The organism is Streptomyces sp. NPDC048337 (genome assembly GCF_043201175.1).
Lineage (GTDB): Bacteria > Actinomycetota > Actinomycetes > Streptomycetales > Streptomycetaceae > Streptomyces.
Genome location: NZ_JBICYR010000011.1, coordinates 174,990 through 191,694, shown reverse-complemented (window position 1 = coordinate 191,694; position 16,705 = coordinate 174,990). Strand labels below are relative to the sequence as shown.

The following is a 16,705-nucleotide window of genomic DNA, read 5'->3' as shown; positions in this document are numbered from 1 at the left end:
GAGTCGCCGCCCGTGATCGAAACCCTTGTCTGGATTGCCCTGGCGCTCGGTGTCGTCGGGGTTTACCTCAGTTGGACCGCCGGGCGGCTGGACCGGCTGCATTCGCGGATGGACGCCGCTCGGGCCGCGCTCGACGCGCAGTTGGTGCGGAGGGCCTCCGTCGTGCTGGAGGTGGCCACCTCCGGGGCGCTCGACCCCGCGTCGTCGCTCGTGCTGTACGAGGCCGCGCACGCCGCCCGGCAGGCCGAGGAGGAGCAGCGCGAGGTGGCGGAGAGCGAGCTGAGCCAGGCGCTGCGGGCGGTGTTCGCCGATGCCGACCAGGTCGAGGTGCTCAAGGCCGCGCCCGGTGGGGTCGAGGCCACGGAGGAGCTGGCCGCGGCGGTACGGCGGGTGCCGATGGCGCGCCGGTTCCACAATGACGCCGTACGGGCCGCCCGGGCCCTGCGCAGGCACCGCAAGGTCCGCTGGTTCCGGCTGGCGGGCCACGCGCCGTTCCCGCTGGCGTTCGAGATGGATGACGAGCCCCCCGTCGATCTCGCCGATCGGCCTGCCTAGGGCTCGTTCCGGGCTCGGCTCGAGGCCGCCTGGAGCCTGCCTAGGGCCGCAGGGGACAAAACGAAGAGGCCACCGGCTCCACATTGGCCCTTGTAGTGGACTGGTCCGTGAGGTTTCCTCAGCCAGGTAGTACCCGTCTTCCTTTCGAGTGAGGTCAATCCGTGAGCACGCTTCCCACCACCCCCCAGTCCGCTGAGTCGGCCATCGGCACCTCGCGCGTCAAGCGCGGCATGGCCGAGCAGCTCAAGGGCGGCGTGATCATGGACGTGGTCAACGCCGAGCAGGCGAAGATCGCCGAGGACGCCGGCGCCGTCGCCGTCATGGCCCTCGAGCGGGTCCCGGCCGACATCCGCAAGGACGGCGGGGTCGCCCGCATGTCCGACCCGAACATGATCGAAGAGATCATCGAGGCCGTCTCCATCCCCGTCATGGCCAAGTCCCGCATCGGCCACTTCGTCGAGGCCCAGGTCCTCCAGTCCCTCGGCGTCGACTACATCGACGAGTCCGAGGTCCTGACCCCGGCCGACGAGGTCAACCACTCCGACAAGTGGGCCTTCACCACCCCCTTCGTCTGTGGCGCCACCAACCTGGGCGAGGCCCTGCGCCGCATCGCCGAGGGCGCGGCCATGATCCGCTCGAAGGGCGAGGCCGGCACCGGCAACGTCGTCGAGGCCGTCCGCCACCTGCGCCAGATCAAGAACGAGATCGGCCAGCTGCGCGCCCTCGACAACAACGAGCTGTACGCCGCCGCCAAGGAGCTGCGCGCCCCGTACGAGCTGGTGAAGGAAGTTGCCGAGCTCGGCAAGCTGCCCGTCGTGCTGTTCTCCGCCGGTGGCGTCGCCACCCCGGCCGACGCCGCCCTGATGCGCCAGCTCGGCGCCGAGGGTGTCTTCGTCGGCTCCGGCATCTTCAAGTCGGGCGACCCGGCCAAGCGCGCGGCCGCCATCGTGAAGGCCACCACCTTCTACGACGACCCGAAGATCATCGCGGACGCCTCCCGCAACCTGGGCGAGGCCATGGTCGGCATCAACTGCGACACCCTCCCCGAGGCCGAGCGCTACGCCAACCGCGGCTGGTAGTCCCGACATGACGAACACCCCCGTGATCGGTGTCCTGGCTCTCCAGGGCGATGTACGGGAGCACCTGATCGCCCTGGCCGCGGCGGACGCCGTGGCCAGGCCGGTCCGGCGTCCCGAGGAGCTCGCCGAGGTCGACGCCCTGGTGATCCCCGGTGGCGAGTCCACGACCATGTCGAAGCTCGCCGTACTCTTCGGCATGCTGGAGCCGCTGCGCGAGCGGGTGGCCGCCGGCATGCCCGTCTACGGCACCTGCGCAGGCATGATCATGCTCGCCGACAAGCTCCTGGACGGCCGTGAGGACCAGGAGACGCTGGGCGGCATCGACATGATCGTCCGCCGCAACGCCTTCGGCCGGCAGAACGAGTCCTTCGAGGCGCAGATCGACTTCACGGGCATAGCGGGAGGCCCCGTCGAGGGCGTCTTCATCCGTGCCCCGTGGGTGGAGTCGGTCGGTGCCCAGGCCGAGGTCCTCGCGACCTACGACGGCCACACGGTCGCCGTGCGCCAGGGCAACGTCCTCGCGACCTCGTTCCACCCGGAACTCACCGGCGACGACCGCGTCCACGCGTACTTCGTCGACATGGTGCGCGCGGGGCTGTAATCAGGTCCCGGTAGGATCGAGACGAACACTGTTGGTTACGCGAAGGAGACAGGCGGATGTCCGGCCACTCTAAATGGGCTACGACTAAGCACAAGAAGGCCGTGATCGATGCCAAGCGCGGCAAGCTCTTCGCGAAGCTGATCAAGAACATCGAGGTCGCGGCCCGTATGGGCGGCGCCGACATCGACGGCAACCCGACGCTCTTCGACGCCGTTCAGAAGGCCAAGAAGCAGTCGGTCCCGAACAAGAACATCGACTCCGCGGTCAAGCGCGGCGGCGGCCTCGAGGCCGGCGGCGCCGACTACGAGACGATCATGTACGAGGGCTACGGTCCGAACGGTGTCGCGGTGCTCATCGAGTGCCTCACCGACAACCGCAACCGCGCCGCCTCCGACGTCCGCGTCGCCATGACCCGCAACGGCGGCTCCATGGCCGACCCGGGCTCGGTCTCGTACCTGTTCAACCGCAAGGGCGTCATCCTCCTGCCCAAGGCCGAGCTCTCCGAGGACGACGTCCTCGACGCGGTCCTGGAGGCCGGTGCCGAAGAGGTCAACGACAACGGCGAGACCTGGGAGATCATCAGCGAGGCCACCGACCTGGTCGCGGTCCGCACCGCGCTCCAGGAAGCCGGCATCGACTACGACTCCGCGGACTCCAGCTTCGTCCCGACCATGCAGGTCGAGCTCGACGAAGAGGGCGCGCGCAAGATCTTCAAGCTGATCGACGCGCTGGAGGACAGCGACGACGTGCAGAACGTCTTCGCCAACTTCGACGTCTCCGACGAGGTCATGGAGAAGGTCGACGCGTAACGCGTGACGCTGCCGCGAGCCGGGCAGTTCGGCGGGCCGACAGGACACACCCTGTCGGCCCGCCGCTTTGTCAGTGGTGCCGGATAGCCTGACGGCGTCAATCAGGCACAGAGGGGAGGGGCGTGTGCGCGTGCTCGGCGTGGACCCGGGACTGACGCGATGTGGTGTCGGCGTGGTCGAGGGGGTCGCCGGCCGTCCCCTGGCCATGCTCGGGGTGGGGGTCGTACGGACGCCCGCGGACGCGGAGTTGGGGCACCGGCTCGTCGCCATCGAGCGGGGCATCGAGGAATGGCTCGATGAGCACCGTCCCGAAGTCGTCGCCGTGGAGCGGGTGTTCAGCCAGCACAACGTCCGCACCGTGATGGGGACCGCCCAGGCCAGCGCCGTCGCCATGCTGTGCGCCGCCCGGCGCGGCATACCGGTCGCCCTGCACACCCCCAGCGAGGTCAAGGCCGCCGTCACCGGCAGCGGCCGGGCCGACAAGGCCCAGGTCGGCGCCATGGTGACGCGGCTGCTCCGGCTGGACGCACCGCCGAAACCGGCCGACGCCGCCGACGCCCTCGCCCTCGCCATCTGCCACATCTGGCGGGCCCCCGCCCAGAACCGCCTCCAGCAGGCGGTCGCCCTGCACGCCTCTGGCTCGAAAGGCCGTACCCGATGATCGCCTTCGTCAGCGGCCCCGTCGCCGCGCTCGCCCCCACCCTGGCCGTGATCGAGGTCGGGGGAGTGGGCATGGCCGTGCAGTGCACGCCGAACACCATCGCCGGCCTGCGGATGGGGGAGCAGGCCCGGCTGGCGACCTCCCTGGTCGTACGGGAGGACTCGCTGACGCTGTACGGCTTCGCCGACGACGACGAGCGGCAGGTCTTCGAACTGCTGCAGACCGCGAGCGGGGTCGGGCCGAGGCTGGCGCAGGCGATGCTCGGGGTGCACAGTCCGGACGCGCTGCGCCTGGCCGTCGAGTCGGGGGACGAGAAGGCCCTGACGGCCGTCCCCGGCATCGGCAAGAAGGGCGCGCAGAAGCTGTTGCTGGAGCTCAAGGGGAAGCTGGGGGCTCCGCTGGGGTCCAGTGGCCTGGTCGGGGCGCAGCGGGCCGCCGCGTCGGGGCCCGCCCCCTGGACCGAGCAGCTCACGGCCGCGCTGATCGGCCTCGGCTATGCCTCCCGTGAGGCGGAGGACGCCGTCGACGCGGTAGCCCCGCAGGCCGAGGCCGCCATCGCCGCCGGCGGGAGCGCCCCCGTCCCGCAGCTCCTGCGCGCCGCCCTCCAGTCCCTGAACCGCACCCGCTGACCCTGCGCCACCGCTGCCGGGGCTCCGCCCCGTACCCCGAGCCTCAAACGCCGGCGGGGCTGGATGTGGCCGGACTCCCCGCACTCGAACGACAAGGCAGACTGACACCGTGAACTGGGACGACGAGACCGACGCCGAGACCGACCGGCTGGTGGCGGCGCAAGCCGACGGCGAGGACACCGCCGTCGAGGCCGCGCTGCGCCCCAAGGACCTCGGCGAGTTCGTCGGGCAGGAGAAGGTCCGCCAGCAGCTGGACCTCGTCCTGAAGGCGGCCCGCCAGCGCGGCGCCACCGCCGATCACGTCCTGCTCTCCGGTGCGCCAGGCCTCGGCAAGACCACGCTGTCGATGATCATCGCGGCCGAGATGGGCGCGCCCATCCGGATCACCTCCGGCCCCGCCATCCAGCACGCCGGAGACCTCGCCGCCATCCTCTCCTCCCTCCAGGAGGGGGAGGTCCTCTTCCTCGACGAGATCCACCGCATGTCCCGGCCCGCCGAGGAGATGCTGTACATGGCCATGGAGGACTTCCGCGTCGACGTGATCGTCGGCAAGGGGCCGGGCGCGACCGCCATCCCGCTCGAACTGCCGCCCTTCACCCTCGTCGGGGCGACGACCCGGGCCGGCCTGCTGCCGCCCCCGCTCCGGGACCGCTTCGGCTTCACCGGGCACATGGAGTTCTACGCCCCCGAGGAGCTGGAGCGCGTCATCCACCGCTCCGCCCGCCTCCTCGACGTGGAGATCGACACCGACGGCGCCGCCGAGATCGCCGGCCGCTCCCGGGGCACCCCGCGCATCGCCAACCGCCTGCTGCGCCGCGTTCGCGACTACGCGCAGGTCCGGGCCGACGGCGTGATCACCCGCGAGGTGGCCGGTACCGCCCTGCAGGTGTACGAGGTGGACGGGCGCGGGCTCGACCGGCTGGACCGGGCCGTGCTGGAGGCGCTGCTCAAGCTCTTCGGCGGCGGCCCCGTCGGCCTGTCCACCCTCGCCGTCGCCGTCGGCGAGGAGCGGGAGACCGTGGAGGAGGTGGCCGAGCCGTTCCTCGTACGGGAAGGGCTGCTCGCGCGCACCCCCCGCGGGCGGGTCGCGACGCCCGCCGCATGGGCTCACCTGGGACTTGTTCCGCCCCGGCAGCCCGGGAACGGATCAAGCGGACAACAGGGCTTGTTCGGGGCCTGACGGCGCGGAGGTTCGCGCCGTCAGGAACTGCGGTGCCATGCTGGGCGTTGTTCCATCGGTGCGGACTCGCCTAGACTCCGCCGATGCCGACCCTTCGGGTCGGCGTGCCCACCCCCGTAGAAAAGGCCGCCGTCCGCGTGCGGTCGTGCGAAGGAACTCCGTCCCGTGAGTCTCATGACACTCCTCCCGTTCATCGTGCTCATCGGCGCGATGTTCCTGATGACCCGCTCCGCCAAGAAGAAGCAGCAGCAGGCCGCGCACATGCGCGACCAGATGACGCCCGGTACCGGGGTCCGCACGATCGGCGGCATGTACGCCACGGTCAAGGAGATCGGCGATGACACCGTCACCCTTGAGGTGGCTCCCGGCGTCCACGCGATCTACGCGAAGAACGCCATCGGCGCCGTCCTCGAGGACGCGGAGTACAACCGCATCGTCCACGGCATCGGCGACGAGGCCGAGACCGACACGCCGGTCGTCCCCGACGACGCGTCCTCGCTGACCGAGGCCCCGAAGGCGGACCTCACGAAGGACGCGGACGAGGCCCCCAAGCTCGACCTGGGCAAGAAGGACGAAGCGCCCGAGGCCGACGAGCCCAAGGGCGACGAGCCCAAGGACGGCAAGTCCGACGGCGAGGCCGGCGCGAAGTAGCGCGCGGGCCGGGGACCGCGGAGCGCCCGACCGGCGTCTTCCGCGGTCCCCGCCAGTGATACTTCTGCGGGGGGCAGGGGTCCCCACCACACATTTCGTGGCCGTCCGCGCGCTGACCCGGCGCGGGGCGGTTGGACAGGGAGAAACGACAAGGTGGCAGCACCGAAGAAGGGCCGGCGGCCCACGGGGGCTCAGGGGAGGCCGGGGCGCGCCCTGGCGATCATCCTGATCGCGATGGTGGCGCTCACCGCGGGGATGTTCCTCTCCAAGCAGACGACTCCCCGGCTGGGCATCGACCTCGCCGGGGGCACGAGCATCACGCTCAAGGCCAAGAGCGAGCCCGGCAAGCCCGAGGCGGTCAACGAGACCAACATGAACACGGCGATCGGCATCATCGAGCGCCGCGTCAACGGTCTCGGCGTCTCGGAAGCCGAGGTCCAGAAGCAGGGCACGGACCACATCATCGTCAACATCCCCAAGGGGACGAACGAGCAGCAGGCGCGCGAGCAGGTCGGTACCACCGCGCAGCTGTACTTCCGCCCGGTCCTCGCCTTCGCGGACGGCTCCCCGGCCGCCCCCGAGGGGACGCAGAGCCCGAGCCCCTCCGCGAGCGGCTCCGGGGCCCCCAAGGCCCAGGACGGCAAGACGCCGTCGGCAACCCCGTCGTCCAGCGCCACTTCCCAGGGCCGCGCGCTCAGCGAGGCCCTCAAGGCCCCCGCCGCGACCCCCTCGCCCTCGGCGAGCGAGTCGAAGAAGGCAGACGACAGCAAGGCCACCCCGACCCCGTCGGGATCCCCGAGCCCCTCGGCGTCCACGCCGCCGTCGGCCGACGAGGCCGCCGCGAAGGACCTGCAGGCGAAGTTCGCGGCGCTGAACTGCGCCGACGAGGCCCAGCGCGCCGCCGCCGGCAAGAACGTCAAGCCCGAGGACCCCACGCTCGCCTGTGGCAAGCGCGGCAACGCCTGGGGCAAGTGGATCCTCGGCCCGGCCCAGGTCAACGGCCAGGACGTGAAGGACGCCAAGGGCGTCATCGACCCGCAGCGCGGTGCCTGGATCGTCACGATGCAGTTCACCGACAAGGGCGCCGACAAGTTCGCCAAGATCACCGGTGAGCTGGCCACCAAGCAGATGCCGCAGAACCAGTTCGCGATCGTGCTCGACGGCGAGGTCATCTCCGACCCGTCCGTCAGCCAGGCGCTGACCGGCGGCAACGCCGAGATCTCCGGCGGCTTCACCCAGCAGTCCGCCCAGGACCTGGGCAACATGCTCTCGTACGGCGCCCTGCCGCTCTCCTTCAGCGAGGACAGCGTCACCACCGTCACCGCCGCGCTCGGCGGCGAGCAGCTGAAGGCCGGTCTGATCGCCGGCGCCATCGGCCTGCTCCTCGTCGTGATCTACCTGCTGGTCTACTACCGGGGCCTGGCGTTCATCGCCATCATCAGCCTCCTGGTCTCCGCGATCCTCACGTACACGATCATGGCGCTGCTCGGTAAGGGCATCGGCTTCGCGCTGAACCTGCCCGCCGTCTGCGGTGCGATCGTCGCGATCGGTATCACCGCGGACTCGTTCATCGTGTACTTCGAGCGCATCCGCGACGAGATCCGCGAGGGCCGCACCCTGCGCCCGGCCGTCGAGCGTGCCTGGCCGCGCGCCCGTCGCACCATCCTGGTCTCCGACTTCGTGTCGTTCCTGGCCGCCGCGGTGCTGTTCATCGTCACCGTCGGCAAGGTGCAGGGCTTCGCCTTCACGCTGGGTCTGACCACCCTGCTCGACGTGGTCGTGGTGTTCCTCTTCACCAAGCCCGTGATGACGCTGCTGGCCCGGACGAAGTTCTTCTCCAGCGGTCACCCCTGGTCCGGCCTCGACCCGAAGCGGCTCGGCGCCAAGCCCCCGCTGCGCCGGTCCCGCCGCACCGGCTCCGCCCCCGTCCCCGTCGACGCAAAGGAGGCGTGAGAGATGTCGAAGCTGGGAGATCTCGGCGCCAAGCTGTACCGCGGTGAGGTCGGCTACGACTTCGTCGGCAAGCGCTTTCTCTGGTACGGCGTTTCCATCCTGATCACCATCACGGCGATCGTGGCCCTGGCCGTTCAGGGCCTCAACATGGGCATCGAGTTCAAGGGCGGTGCCGTCTTCACGACCCCGAAGACGGCCGTCTCCGTCGCCAAGGCGACCGAGGAGGCGGAGAAGGCCTCGGGCCACGACGCGATCGTCCAGGAGCTCGGCACCGGCGGTCTGCGGATCCAGATCTCCGGTCTGGACACCAACGCCGCGGCCGACGTGAAGAAGCAGCTGGCCACCGACCTCAAGGTCAGCGAGGCCGACATCAACGCGGACCTGGTCGGCCCCAGCTGGGGCGAGCAGATCGCGAACAAGGCCTGGACCGGCCTCGGCATCTTCATGGTCCTCGTGGTGATCTACCTCGCCATCGCCTTCGAATGGCGGATGGCGGTCGCGGCACTGATCGCCCTGGTCCACGACCTCACGATCACCGTCGGCGTGTACGCGCTCGTCGGCTTCGAGGTCACCCCGGGTACGGTCATCGGTCTGCTGACGATCCTCGGTTACTCCCTCTACGACACCGTCGTCGTCTTCGACGGTCTGAAGGAGGGCTCGAAGGACATCACCAAGCAGACCCGCTGGACGTACAGCGAGATCGCCAACCGCAGCATCAACGGCACGCTGGTCCGCTCGATCAACACCACCGTCGTGGCGCTGCTCCCGGTCGGGGCCCTGCTGTTCATCGGCGGCGGCTTCCTCGGCGCCGGCATGCTGAACGACATCTCGCTGTCGCTGTTCGTCGGCCTCGCGGCCGGCGCGTACTCCTCGATCTTCATCGCGACCCCGCTGGTCGTGGACCTCAAGGAGCGCGAGCCGGCGATGAAGGCGCTGACGAAGCGGGTGCTCGCGAAGCGGGCGGCCGCGGCGGCCAAGGGCGAGTCCGCGGACGACGGCCAGGAGGCCGGCGCCGAGGGCGAGCCGCAGGTCGTGGCGCAGGGCCGGCCGGGGCGGCGCCGGTGAGCGCGCTCCTGTCGGAGGACGTACGGGCGCTGCTGCTCAGCCGGATCAAGGACGTACCGGACTACCCGAAGCCGGGTGTGATGTTCAAGGACATCACTCCGCTGCTGGCCGACCCGAAGGCGTTCGCCGCGCTGACGGACGTGCTGGTGGAGCTGGCCGGGCGGTACGGCGCGACCAAGATCGTCGGGTTGGAGGCGCGGGGGTTCATCCTCGCGGCTCCGGTGGCCGTCCAGGCCGGGATCGGCTTCGTGCCGGTCCGGAAGGCCGGGAAGCTGCCGGGGGCGACGCTGGCGCAGTCCTACGAGCTGGAGTACGGCACCGCGGAGATCGAGGTCCACGCGGAGGACCTGTCGGCCGGTGACCGGGTCATGGTCATCGACGACGTCCTGGCCACCGGCGGCACCGCCGAAGCCTCGCTCTCGCTCATCCGGCGGGCCGGGGCCGAGGTCGCCGGCGTGGCGGTCCTGATGGAGCTGTCGTTCCTCCCGGGCCGCGCCAAGCTCGGCGCCGCGCTGGGCGAAGCCCCGCTGGACGCGCTGATCGTGGTCTGACCTCTCGCCTGCCGAGCGGCGGGCATCCGGGTTCCCCCGGGTGCCCGCCGCTTGCGTGTGCGGAGCCCCCGGCAGGGGACCGGCGGCGGACGCCCAAGGCGTGGGCTCGGCGAACGAGGGGGCGCAAGGCTCGCTACGATGGGTTATCCGGACCGGACACGGGCACCGGATCCTCCCCCACACTTCGTACGGGGGGACCCCCAGAGGAGCGCTCTTGCCAGACGAGGTCCAGCCACTCTCCGCCGCGCAGCCCGACCCGCAGGCCGAGCAGGCCGTCGCGGCCGCCGTCACGCCCCCGCCCGCGCCCGCGCCGCCCGTCAAGCCCGCGCCGGTGAAGTCGGCCGGGTCCTCCAACCGGGTGCGCGCCCGGCTCGCGCGGCTCGGAGTCCAGCGCTCCAACCCGTACAACCCGGTACTGGAGCCCCTCCTCCGCATAGTCCGCAGCAACGACCCGAAGATCGAGACGTCGACGCTGCGCCAGCTGGAACAGGCCTACCAGGTCGCCGAGCGCTGGCACCGCGGCCAGAAGCGCAAGAGCGGCGACCCGTACATCACCCACCCGCTCGCGGTGACCACCATCCTCGCCGAGCTCGGCATGGACCCCGCCACCCTGATGGCCGGTCTGCTGCACGACACCGTCGAGGACACCGAGTACGGCCTCGAAGACCTGCGGCGCGACTTCGGGGATGCCGTGGCCCTCCTCGTCGACGGTGTCACCAAGCTCGACCGGGTCAAGTTCGGCGAGGCCGCCCAGGCCGAGACCGTCCGCAAGATGGTCGTGGCCATGGCCAAGGACCCGCGCGTCCTGGTCATCAAGCTCGCCGACCGCCTGCACAACATGCGCACCATGCGCTACCTCAAGCGGGAGAAGCAGGAGAAGAAGGCCCGCGAGACCCTCGAGATCTATGCCCCGCTGGCACACCGCCTGGGCATGAACACGATCAAGTGGGAGCTCGAAGACCTCGCCTTCGCGATCCTGTACCCGAAGATGTACGACGAGATCGTCCGCCTGGTGGCCGAGCGGGCCCCCAAGCGCGACGAGTACCTCGCCGTCGTCACCGACGAGGTGCAGGTGGACCTGCGGGCCGCCCGGATCAAGGCGACCGTCACCGGCAGACCCAAGCACTACTACAGCGTCTACCAGAAGATGATCGTCCGCGGCCGTGACTTCGCGGAGATCTACGACCTGGTGGGCATCCGCGTCCTCGTCGACACCGTACGGGACTGCTACGCCGCCCTCGGCACCGTGCACGCGCGATGGAATCCGGTCCCCGGCCGGTTCAAGGACTACATCGCGATGCCCAAGTTCAACATGTACCAGTCGCTCCACACGACGGTCATCGGACCCAGCGGCAAGCCGGTCGAGCTCCAGATTCGCACCTTCGACATGCACCGCCGCGCCGAATACGGCATCGCCGCGCACTGGAAGTACAAGCAGCAGACCGTCGCCGGCACCTCGAAGGTACGGACCGACGTGCCCCAGGCCGCCAAGGGCAGCGCCGGCCAGGACACCGTCAACGACATGGCCTGGCTGCGGCAGCTCCTCGACTGGCAGAAGGAGACCGAGGACCCGGGCGAGTTCCTCGACTCGCTGCGCTTCGACCTCTCCCGCAACGAGGTCTTCGTCTTCACGCCCAAGGGCGACGTCATAGCGCTGCCCGCCGGCGCCACCCCCGTCGACTTCGCGTACGCCGTCCACACCGAGGTCGGCCACCGGACGATAGGGGCCAGGGTCAACGGCCGCCTCGTCCCGCTGGAGTCCACGCTCGACAACGGCGACCTGGTCGAGGTCTTCACCTCCAAGGCCGAGGGCGCGGGCCCCTCCCGCGACTGGCTCGGCTTCGTCAAGTCCCCGCGGGCCCGCAACAAGATCCGCGCCTGGTTCTCCAAGGAGCGCCGCGACGAGGCCATCGAGCACGGCAAGGACGCCATCGCCCGGGCCATGCGCAAGCAGAACCTGCCGATCCAGCGCATCCTCACCGGCGACTCGCTCGTCACCCTCGCCCACGAGATGCGCTACCCCGACATCTCCTCCCTGTACGCGGCGATCGGCGAGGGCCACGTGGCCGCGCAGGGCGTCGTACAGAAGCTGGTGCAGGCCCTCGGCGGCGAGGAAGCCGCGAACGAGGACATCGAGGAGTCCATCCCGCCGGCGCGCGCCCGCGGCAAGCGGCGTGCCAACGCCGACCCGGGCGTGGTCGTCAAGGGCGTCGAGGACGTGTGGGTCAAGCTGGCCCGCTGCTGCACCCCGGTACCGGGCGACCCGATCATCGGGTTCGTCACGCGGGGCAGCGGCGTATCGGTTCACCGGGCCGACTGCGTCAACGTGGACTCGCTCTCCCAGCAGCCCGAAAGGATGCTGGAGGTCGAATGGGCGCCCACCCAGTCCTCGGTCTTCCTCGTCGCCATCCAGGTGGAGGCCCTGGACCGGTCCCGGCTGCTGTCGGACGTCACCCGCGTCCTGTCTGACCAGCACGTCAACATCCTGTCGGCGGCCGTCCAGACCTCCCGCGACCGCGTGGCCACCTCGCGCTTCACCTTCGAGATGGGCGACCCCAAGCACCTGGGTCACGTTCTGAAGGCCGTTCGGGGTGTGGAGGGCGTCTACGACGTCTACCGTGTGACATCTGCAAGGAGGCCCTGACCCAGGCCGCCTTACTGCCGCTCTCTGTCGCCACCCGGGGGGATCACGTGGCCGGCTTCTACTTCCCGCCCGGGCTCGCCCAGCGCTTCGAACCGGTGGGCCCGGTCGGCCAGGGTGGCATGGGCACCGTCTTCGAGGCCAGGGACACGCGGCTGGAGCGTCGCGTCGCGGTCAAGGTCCTGACGGCGTACGGAACGGTGAGCGAGAGCGCGGCCAAGCGCTTCGAGGCCGAGGCGCGTGCCCTTGCCCGGATCAGCCACCCCAACGTGGTCACCGTGTACGAACAGGGGATCGACGAGGGCACGCCCTATCTCGTGATGGAGTTCCTCGACGGAACGGACGTCTCCGGGCTGGTCCGAGCGAACGGCGCACTGCCCGTGGGCGAGGCCTGCCGGATCGCGGCCGACACTCTGGCCGGCCTCGGCGCCGCGCACCGGGAGGGCGTGCTCCACCGCGACGTCAAGCCCGCCAACATCCGGGTCACCGCCAACGGCCGGGTGGTCCTCTACGACTTCGGGATGGCCCGGCTGACCAACGAGGACGCCCTCACCGCCGCGGGCGACCTGCTCGGCACCCCCCGGTACATGGCCCCGGAACGCATCACGGGCCAGCCGCCACAGGCCGCCTCGGATGTCTACGGGGTCGGCGCCTGCCTGCACTTCATGCTGACCGGGGCCGACCCGTTCGGCGACGTGGACGACGTGGGGGTGCTGCTGTTCCGCGCCGTCCGGGACGGAATGCCCTCGCTGCGCGACAGGCCGGTGGCGGTTCCCGCCGGGCTCGCGGACGCGGTGGACGCCCTCAGCGCGAGGGACCCGGCCGCCCGCACCCCCAGCGCCGCCGCGGCGGAGGCTCTGATCCGGCCCTGGGCGGACGACGAGGACGTCACGCTGGACTACACCGCCGGGCAGGAAGTCCGCCCCCTGGACAACCACGCATCCGTGCCGCCCATGCCGCGGCACGCGCCCATGCCCCAGCTCGCCGACGAGGAGTTCGAGGAGGTTCCCGAGTACGACTGGCACCAGGTCGACGTCCGGCCCCCTCGGCAGCTCCAGCCCGAGCCCGACCACATGACCCTGAGCGAGAGCACCCGCCGCCTGGTGCACAGCCGGATGACCGAGCAGACGGCGCTGTCCCGGCAGCGCGAAGCGGTCGGCCTGATCCAGCGCGGGCGCTTGAGCGAGGCCATGGACCGGCTCAGCGGACTCGGCGCGTTCTGCGTGGAGACGCTCGGGCCGGGCCATCCGACCACCCTCGCCTGCCAGTACTGGCAGGCTGTGTGCCTGGCCCGGCAAGGCCAGGCACCGCAGGCATTGGAGCTGTTCGCGCGGGTCACCGCGCACCACGGATACGGGAGGGGCACAGGGGATGAGTGAGTACGCGTTAAAGGTGGACCACAGCCGCCCGGGGCAGGGCTCGGAGACCGAACTGCGGTCGCTGATGCTCTGGCTGAGCGAGGACGAGTCGCTCCGACGTGACGTACGCGGACGGATCGGCAGCGGCGAGCCCGCGCAGGCCGCGGGCGGCACGCCCATGGGGTCGCCCGGCTTCGACCTCCTCCAACTGGCCGTCGGCAGCGGCCTGTCCACCGGATCGCTGGTCTTCTCCGTACTGCAGTGGCAGGCGTCGCGCCGCAGACCCCCCGCCCTCACCGTGCGCCACGGCCCGTACGAGGTCACGCTCACCGGGGACGAGGCCGACGACCCCGAAGCCCTGCGCCGCATCGTCGCGGCACTGGAGAACGGAAGCGGAGGCGAAAGCGCGGACGCGGACACGGACGGGGACCATGGCGGGACTGCCTGACCCGGCGGCCTCGCGGGCGGTCCTCATCGGCAGCGCCGGATACCGGCACCTGGCAGGGCTCCCGGCCGTCGAGTCCAACGTGAAGGACCTGGCCGCCGAGCTGTGCGACGCGACCATCTGGGGACTGCCCGAGCAGCACTGCACGCTCGTACTGGACCCCCAGCACCCCGCCGAGCTGCTCGACCCGGTCAACCGCGCGGGGGAGGAGGCCACCGACACGCTGCTCGTCTACTACGCCGGGCACGGCATGCGGGACGCGGCGACGGCCGACCTCTACCTCGCCCTCCAGGGCTCCCGCGAACACGTCGGTTACACCGCCGTCGCCTACCAGCACCTGCGGTCCGCCCTGCGCGAGTCCCAGGCCCGGCGCAAGGTGGTGATCCTCGACTGCTGCTTCAGCGGCCGCGCCGCCAGCACCCTCGCCGGCGGGGAGGACGCCCTCGCCACGCAGGCCGCCGTCGAAGGCGCGTACGTCCTGACCGCCTCCCCGCGCGACCGGGTGGCCCTCGCGCCCGACGGCGAACGGCACACCGCCTTCACCGGCGAACTGCTGACCATCCTGCGCGAAGGGATCCGCGAGGGGCCCGAACTGATCGACCTGGACACCCTCTGCCGCACCATGGAGAACCGGCTGCGCGGCAAGAACCGCCCGCTGCCGCAGCACGCCCAGGAAATGGGCATGGGACGCCTGCGGCTCGTCCGCAACCGGGCCCGCGCCGTACGGGGCACCCCGGCCGGCCCCGTCCTGCACGCCGACGTCCGCTCCGCGATGGTCGTCGCCGGGCTCGGCCTCGCCCGTACGCTGCGTTCCGCCGGCCGCACCCGTGACGCGCTGCCCGTGCTGCGCCTCGCACTCCAGGAACGCGCGCCCGACGGAGAGGGAGACCTCCTCGCCGTCCAGCTCGAACTCTCCGACATGCTGGAGGAGACCGGACAGACCCGCGAGGCCATGGAGGTCCTGGAACAGGCCTTCCAGCAGGTGCACCGGTTCTACGGGCCCGAAGCCGTACAGGTGTGCCGGCGGCTCGCCGCGCTGCTCCAGGAGTCCGGGAACCACATCCAGGCCTGCGAGGTGCTCGAACACGCCCTGGACCTCCTCCAGGACGGCAGCCGGGCCCTCCAATAACCACCGGAACAGGGAAAAGCCCCGGTACGGGTATCCGTACCGGGGCCTTCCCGATCTGCCGAAGTGCCGGGGGCGTCAGCCGCCGAACTCCTCCAGGCCCTTCAGCGCCTGGTCCAGCAGGGCCTGGCGGCCCTCCAGCTCACGCGCCAGCTTGTCGGCCTTCGCGTTGTTGCCCGCCGCGCGCGCCGCGTCGATCTGCTCGCGCAGCTTGTCGACGGCCGCCTGGAGCTGCCCCGTCAGACCGGCCGCACGCGCCCGCGCCTCCGGGTTCGTACGGCGCCACTCGCCCTCCTCGGCCTCCTGGATGGCCCGCTCCACCGCGTGCATCCGGCCCTCGACCTTCGGCCGGGCGTCACGCGGCACGTGGCCGATGCCCTCCCAGCGCTCGTTGAGGGAGCGGAACGCGGCGCGGGCCGCCTTCAGGTCCGTGATCGGGACGAGCTTCTCGGCCTCGTCGGCCAGCTCCTCCTTCAGCTTCAGGTTCTCGACCTGCTCGGCGTCGCGCTCGGCGAAGACCTCGCTGCGGGCCGCGAAGAACACGTCCTGCGCACCGCGGAAACGGTTCCACAGGTCGTCCTCGGCCTCGCGCTGCGCCCGGCCCGCCGCCTTCCAGTCCGCCATCAGCTCGCGGTAGCGGGCGGCCGTCGGACCCCAGTCGGTCGACTTCGACAGCGACTCGGCCTCCGCGACCAGCTTCTCCTTCACCTTGCGGGCGTCCTCGCGCTGCGCGTCCAGCGAGGCGAAGTGCGCCTTGCGGCGCTTGGAGAAGGCCGAGCGGGCGTGCGAGAAGCGGTGCCACAACTCGTCGTCCGACTTGCGGTCCAGCCGCGGCAGACCCTTCCAGATGTCCACCAGGGCACGCAGCCGCTCGCCCGCGCTGCGCCACTGGTCGCTCTGCGCCAGCTGCTCGGCCTCGACGACCAGCGCGTCCTTGGCCGCGCGGGCCTCGTCCGTCTGCTTGGCCTTCTGGACCTTGCGCTCCTCGCGCCGCGACTCGACGGTCTCGACCAGCTTGTCCAGCCGGACGCGCAGGGCGTCGAGGTCGCCCACGGCGTGGTGCTCCTCCACCTGCGTCCGCAGGTGGTCGATCGCCGTCTGCGCGTCCTTGGCGGACAGATCAGTGGTCCGCACCCGCTTTTCGAGGAGGCCGATCTCGACCACCAGGCCCTCGTACTTGCGCTCGAAATAGGCCAGGGCCTCCTCAGGGGTACCCGCCTGCCACGAGCCGACGACCTTCTCGCCATCGGCAGTACGCACGTACACGGTGCCCGTCTCGTCGACTCGGCCCCACGGGTCGCTGCTCACAGCGCCTCCTCCACCTGATGCCTTGCGAGGGGTTCACCCCCTGGGCATCGTCCACAGTTTCCTGGGGCGGGCAGCGCCCGCCCTGCACAACGC

Annotated in this window: 16 protein-coding genes; 15 read left to right on the top strand and 1 reads right to left on the bottom strand. The window is 70.9% G+C overall.

The genetic code is table 11. The annotated features are described in order from the left end of the window. Positions 1 to 12 precede the first annotated feature (12 nt). From ACGFYU_RS20090 to ACGFYU_RS20020, 15 genes are all read left to right on the top strand, one after another. Positions 13 to 555, top strand: a complete 543-nt coding sequence (locus ACGFYU_RS20090; protein WP_393828630.1) for a hypothetical protein — start codon at positions 13 to 15, stop codon at positions 553 to 555. Positions 556 to 716: 161 nt separating this feature from the next. Next, positions 717 to 1,634: a pyridoxal 5'-phosphate synthase lyase subunit PdxS gene (gene pdxS, locus ACGFYU_RS20085; protein WP_393828629.1), complete on the top strand. Its 918-nt coding sequence runs from the start codon at positions 717 to 719 to the stop codon at positions 1,632 to 1,634. Between the two features lie 7 nt (positions 1,635 to 1,641). Next, entirely contained in the window at positions 1,642 to 2,235 is a 594-nt protein-coding gene (gene pdxT, locus ACGFYU_RS20080; protein ID WP_393828628.1) for a pyridoxal 5'-phosphate synthase glutaminase subunit PdxT, read from the top strand. Between the two features lie 56 nt (positions 2,236 to 2,291). Further along, entirely contained in the window at positions 2,292 to 3,044 is a 753-nt protein-coding gene (locus ACGFYU_RS20075; RefSeq protein WP_362471997.1) for a YebC/PmpR family DNA-binding transcriptional regulator, read from the top strand. A gap of 124 nt (positions 3,045 to 3,168) precedes the next feature. Then, a complete protein-coding gene (gene ruvC, locus ACGFYU_RS20070; protein ID WP_393828627.1) occupies positions 3,169 to 3,705 on the top strand; it encodes a crossover junction endodeoxyribonuclease RuvC in 537 nt (178 codons plus the stop codon). Beyond that, positions 3,702 to 4,334 carry a Holliday junction branch migration protein RuvA gene (gene ruvA, locus ACGFYU_RS20065; RefSeq protein ID WP_393828626.1) on the top strand — a complete coding sequence of 211 codons (633 nt, stop codon included), beginning with the start codon at positions 3,702 to 3,704 and terminating at the stop codon, positions 4,332 to 4,334. Before ruvC ends, ruvA begins: the two co-directional genes overlap by 4 nt. A gap of 109 nt (positions 4,335 to 4,443) precedes the next feature. Next, the gene (gene ruvB / locus ACGFYU_RS20060; RefSeq protein WP_393828625.1) at positions 4,444 to 5,514 is read left to right on the top strand and encodes a Holliday junction branch migration DNA helicase RuvB; all 1,071 of its coding nucleotides are present in this window, start codon (positions 4,444 to 4,446) and stop codon (positions 5,512 to 5,514) included. Between the two features lie 165 nt (positions 5,515 to 5,679). Beyond that, positions 5,680 to 6,165, top strand: a complete 486-nt coding sequence (yajC, locus tag ACGFYU_RS20055; RefSeq protein WP_393828624.1) for a preprotein translocase subunit YajC — start codon at positions 5,680 to 5,682, stop codon at positions 6,163 to 6,165. Between the two features lie 153 nt (positions 6,166 to 6,318). Then, entirely contained in the window at positions 6,319 to 8,118 is a 1,800-nt protein-coding gene (secD, locus tag ACGFYU_RS20050; protein WP_393828623.1) for a protein translocase subunit SecD, read from the top strand. 3 nt (positions 8,119 to 8,121) lie between these two features. After that, the gene (secF, locus tag ACGFYU_RS20045; protein WP_393828622.1) at positions 8,122 to 9,183 is read left to right on the top strand and encodes a protein translocase subunit SecF; all 1,062 of its coding nucleotides are present in this window, start codon (positions 8,122 to 8,124) and stop codon (positions 9,181 to 9,183) included. Then, the gene (locus ACGFYU_RS20040) at positions 9,180 to 9,734 is read left to right on the top strand and encodes an adenine phosphoribosyltransferase (RefSeq protein ID WP_393828621.1); all 555 of its coding nucleotides are present in this window, start codon (positions 9,180 to 9,182) and stop codon (positions 9,732 to 9,734) included. Before secF ends, ACGFYU_RS20040 begins: the two co-directional genes overlap by 4 nt. Positions 9,735 to 9,948: 214 nt before the next feature. Then, the gene (locus tag ACGFYU_RS20035) at positions 9,949 to 12,378 is read left to right on the top strand and encodes a RelA/SpoT family protein (RefSeq protein ID WP_393828620.1); all 2,430 of its coding nucleotides are present in this window, start codon (positions 9,949 to 9,951) and stop codon (positions 12,376 to 12,378) included. Between the two features lie 47 nt (positions 12,379 to 12,425). Continuing rightward, positions 12,426 to 13,754, top strand: a complete 1,329-nt coding sequence (locus ACGFYU_RS20030; protein ID WP_393828619.1) for a protein kinase — start codon at positions 12,426 to 12,428, stop codon at positions 13,752 to 13,754. Next, entirely contained in the window at positions 13,747 to 14,181 is a 435-nt protein-coding gene (locus tag ACGFYU_RS20025; RefSeq protein ID WP_393828618.1) for a hypothetical protein, read from the top strand. Before ACGFYU_RS20030 ends, ACGFYU_RS20025 begins: the two co-directional genes overlap by 8 nt. Then, complete coding sequence (locus tag ACGFYU_RS20020; protein ID WP_393828617.1) at positions 14,165 to 15,307, top strand: caspase family protein; 1,143 nt, start codon at positions 14,165 to 14,167, stop codon at positions 15,305 to 15,307. The genes ACGFYU_RS20025 and ACGFYU_RS20020 overlap by 17 nt, the downstream gene beginning before the upstream one ends. A gap of 75 nt (positions 15,308 to 15,382) precedes the next feature. Here the strand turns inward: ACGFYU_RS20020 and ACGFYU_RS20015 are convergent, their stop codons facing one another. After that, complete coding sequence (locus ACGFYU_RS20015) at positions 15,383 to 16,612, bottom strand: DUF349 domain-containing protein (protein WP_393828616.1); 1,230 nt, start codon at positions 16,610 to 16,612, stop codon at positions 15,383 to 15,385. Between the last annotated feature and the right edge of the window lie 93 nt (positions 16,613 to 16,705).

What these genes read in the sequence shown, in the direction of transcription:
- secF (WP_393828622.1), top strand. Translation starts at nt 8,122, where the DNA reads ATGTCGAAGCTGGGAGATCTCGGCGCCAAGCTGTACCGCGGTGAGGTC.
- ACGFYU_RS20075 (WP_362471997.1), top strand. Translation starts at nt 2,292, where the DNA reads ATGTCCGGCCACTCTAAATGGGCTACGACTAAGCACAAGAAGGCCGTG.
- ruvA (WP_393828626.1), top strand. Translation starts at nt 3,702, where the DNA reads ATGATCGCCTTCGTCAGCGGCCCCGTCGCCGCGCTCGCCCCCACCCTG.
- ACGFYU_RS20020 (WP_393828617.1), top strand. Translation starts at nt 14,165, where the DNA reads ATGGCGGGACTGCCTGACCCGGCGGCCTCGCGGGCGGTCCTCATCGGC.
- ACGFYU_RS20025 (WP_393828618.1), top strand. Translation starts at nt 13,747, where the DNA reads ATGAGTGAGTACGCGTTAAAGGTGGACCACAGCCGCCCGGGGCAGGGC.
- pdxT (WP_393828628.1), top strand. Translation starts at nt 1,642, where the DNA reads ATGACGAACACCCCCGTGATCGGTGTCCTGGCTCTCCAGGGCGATGTA.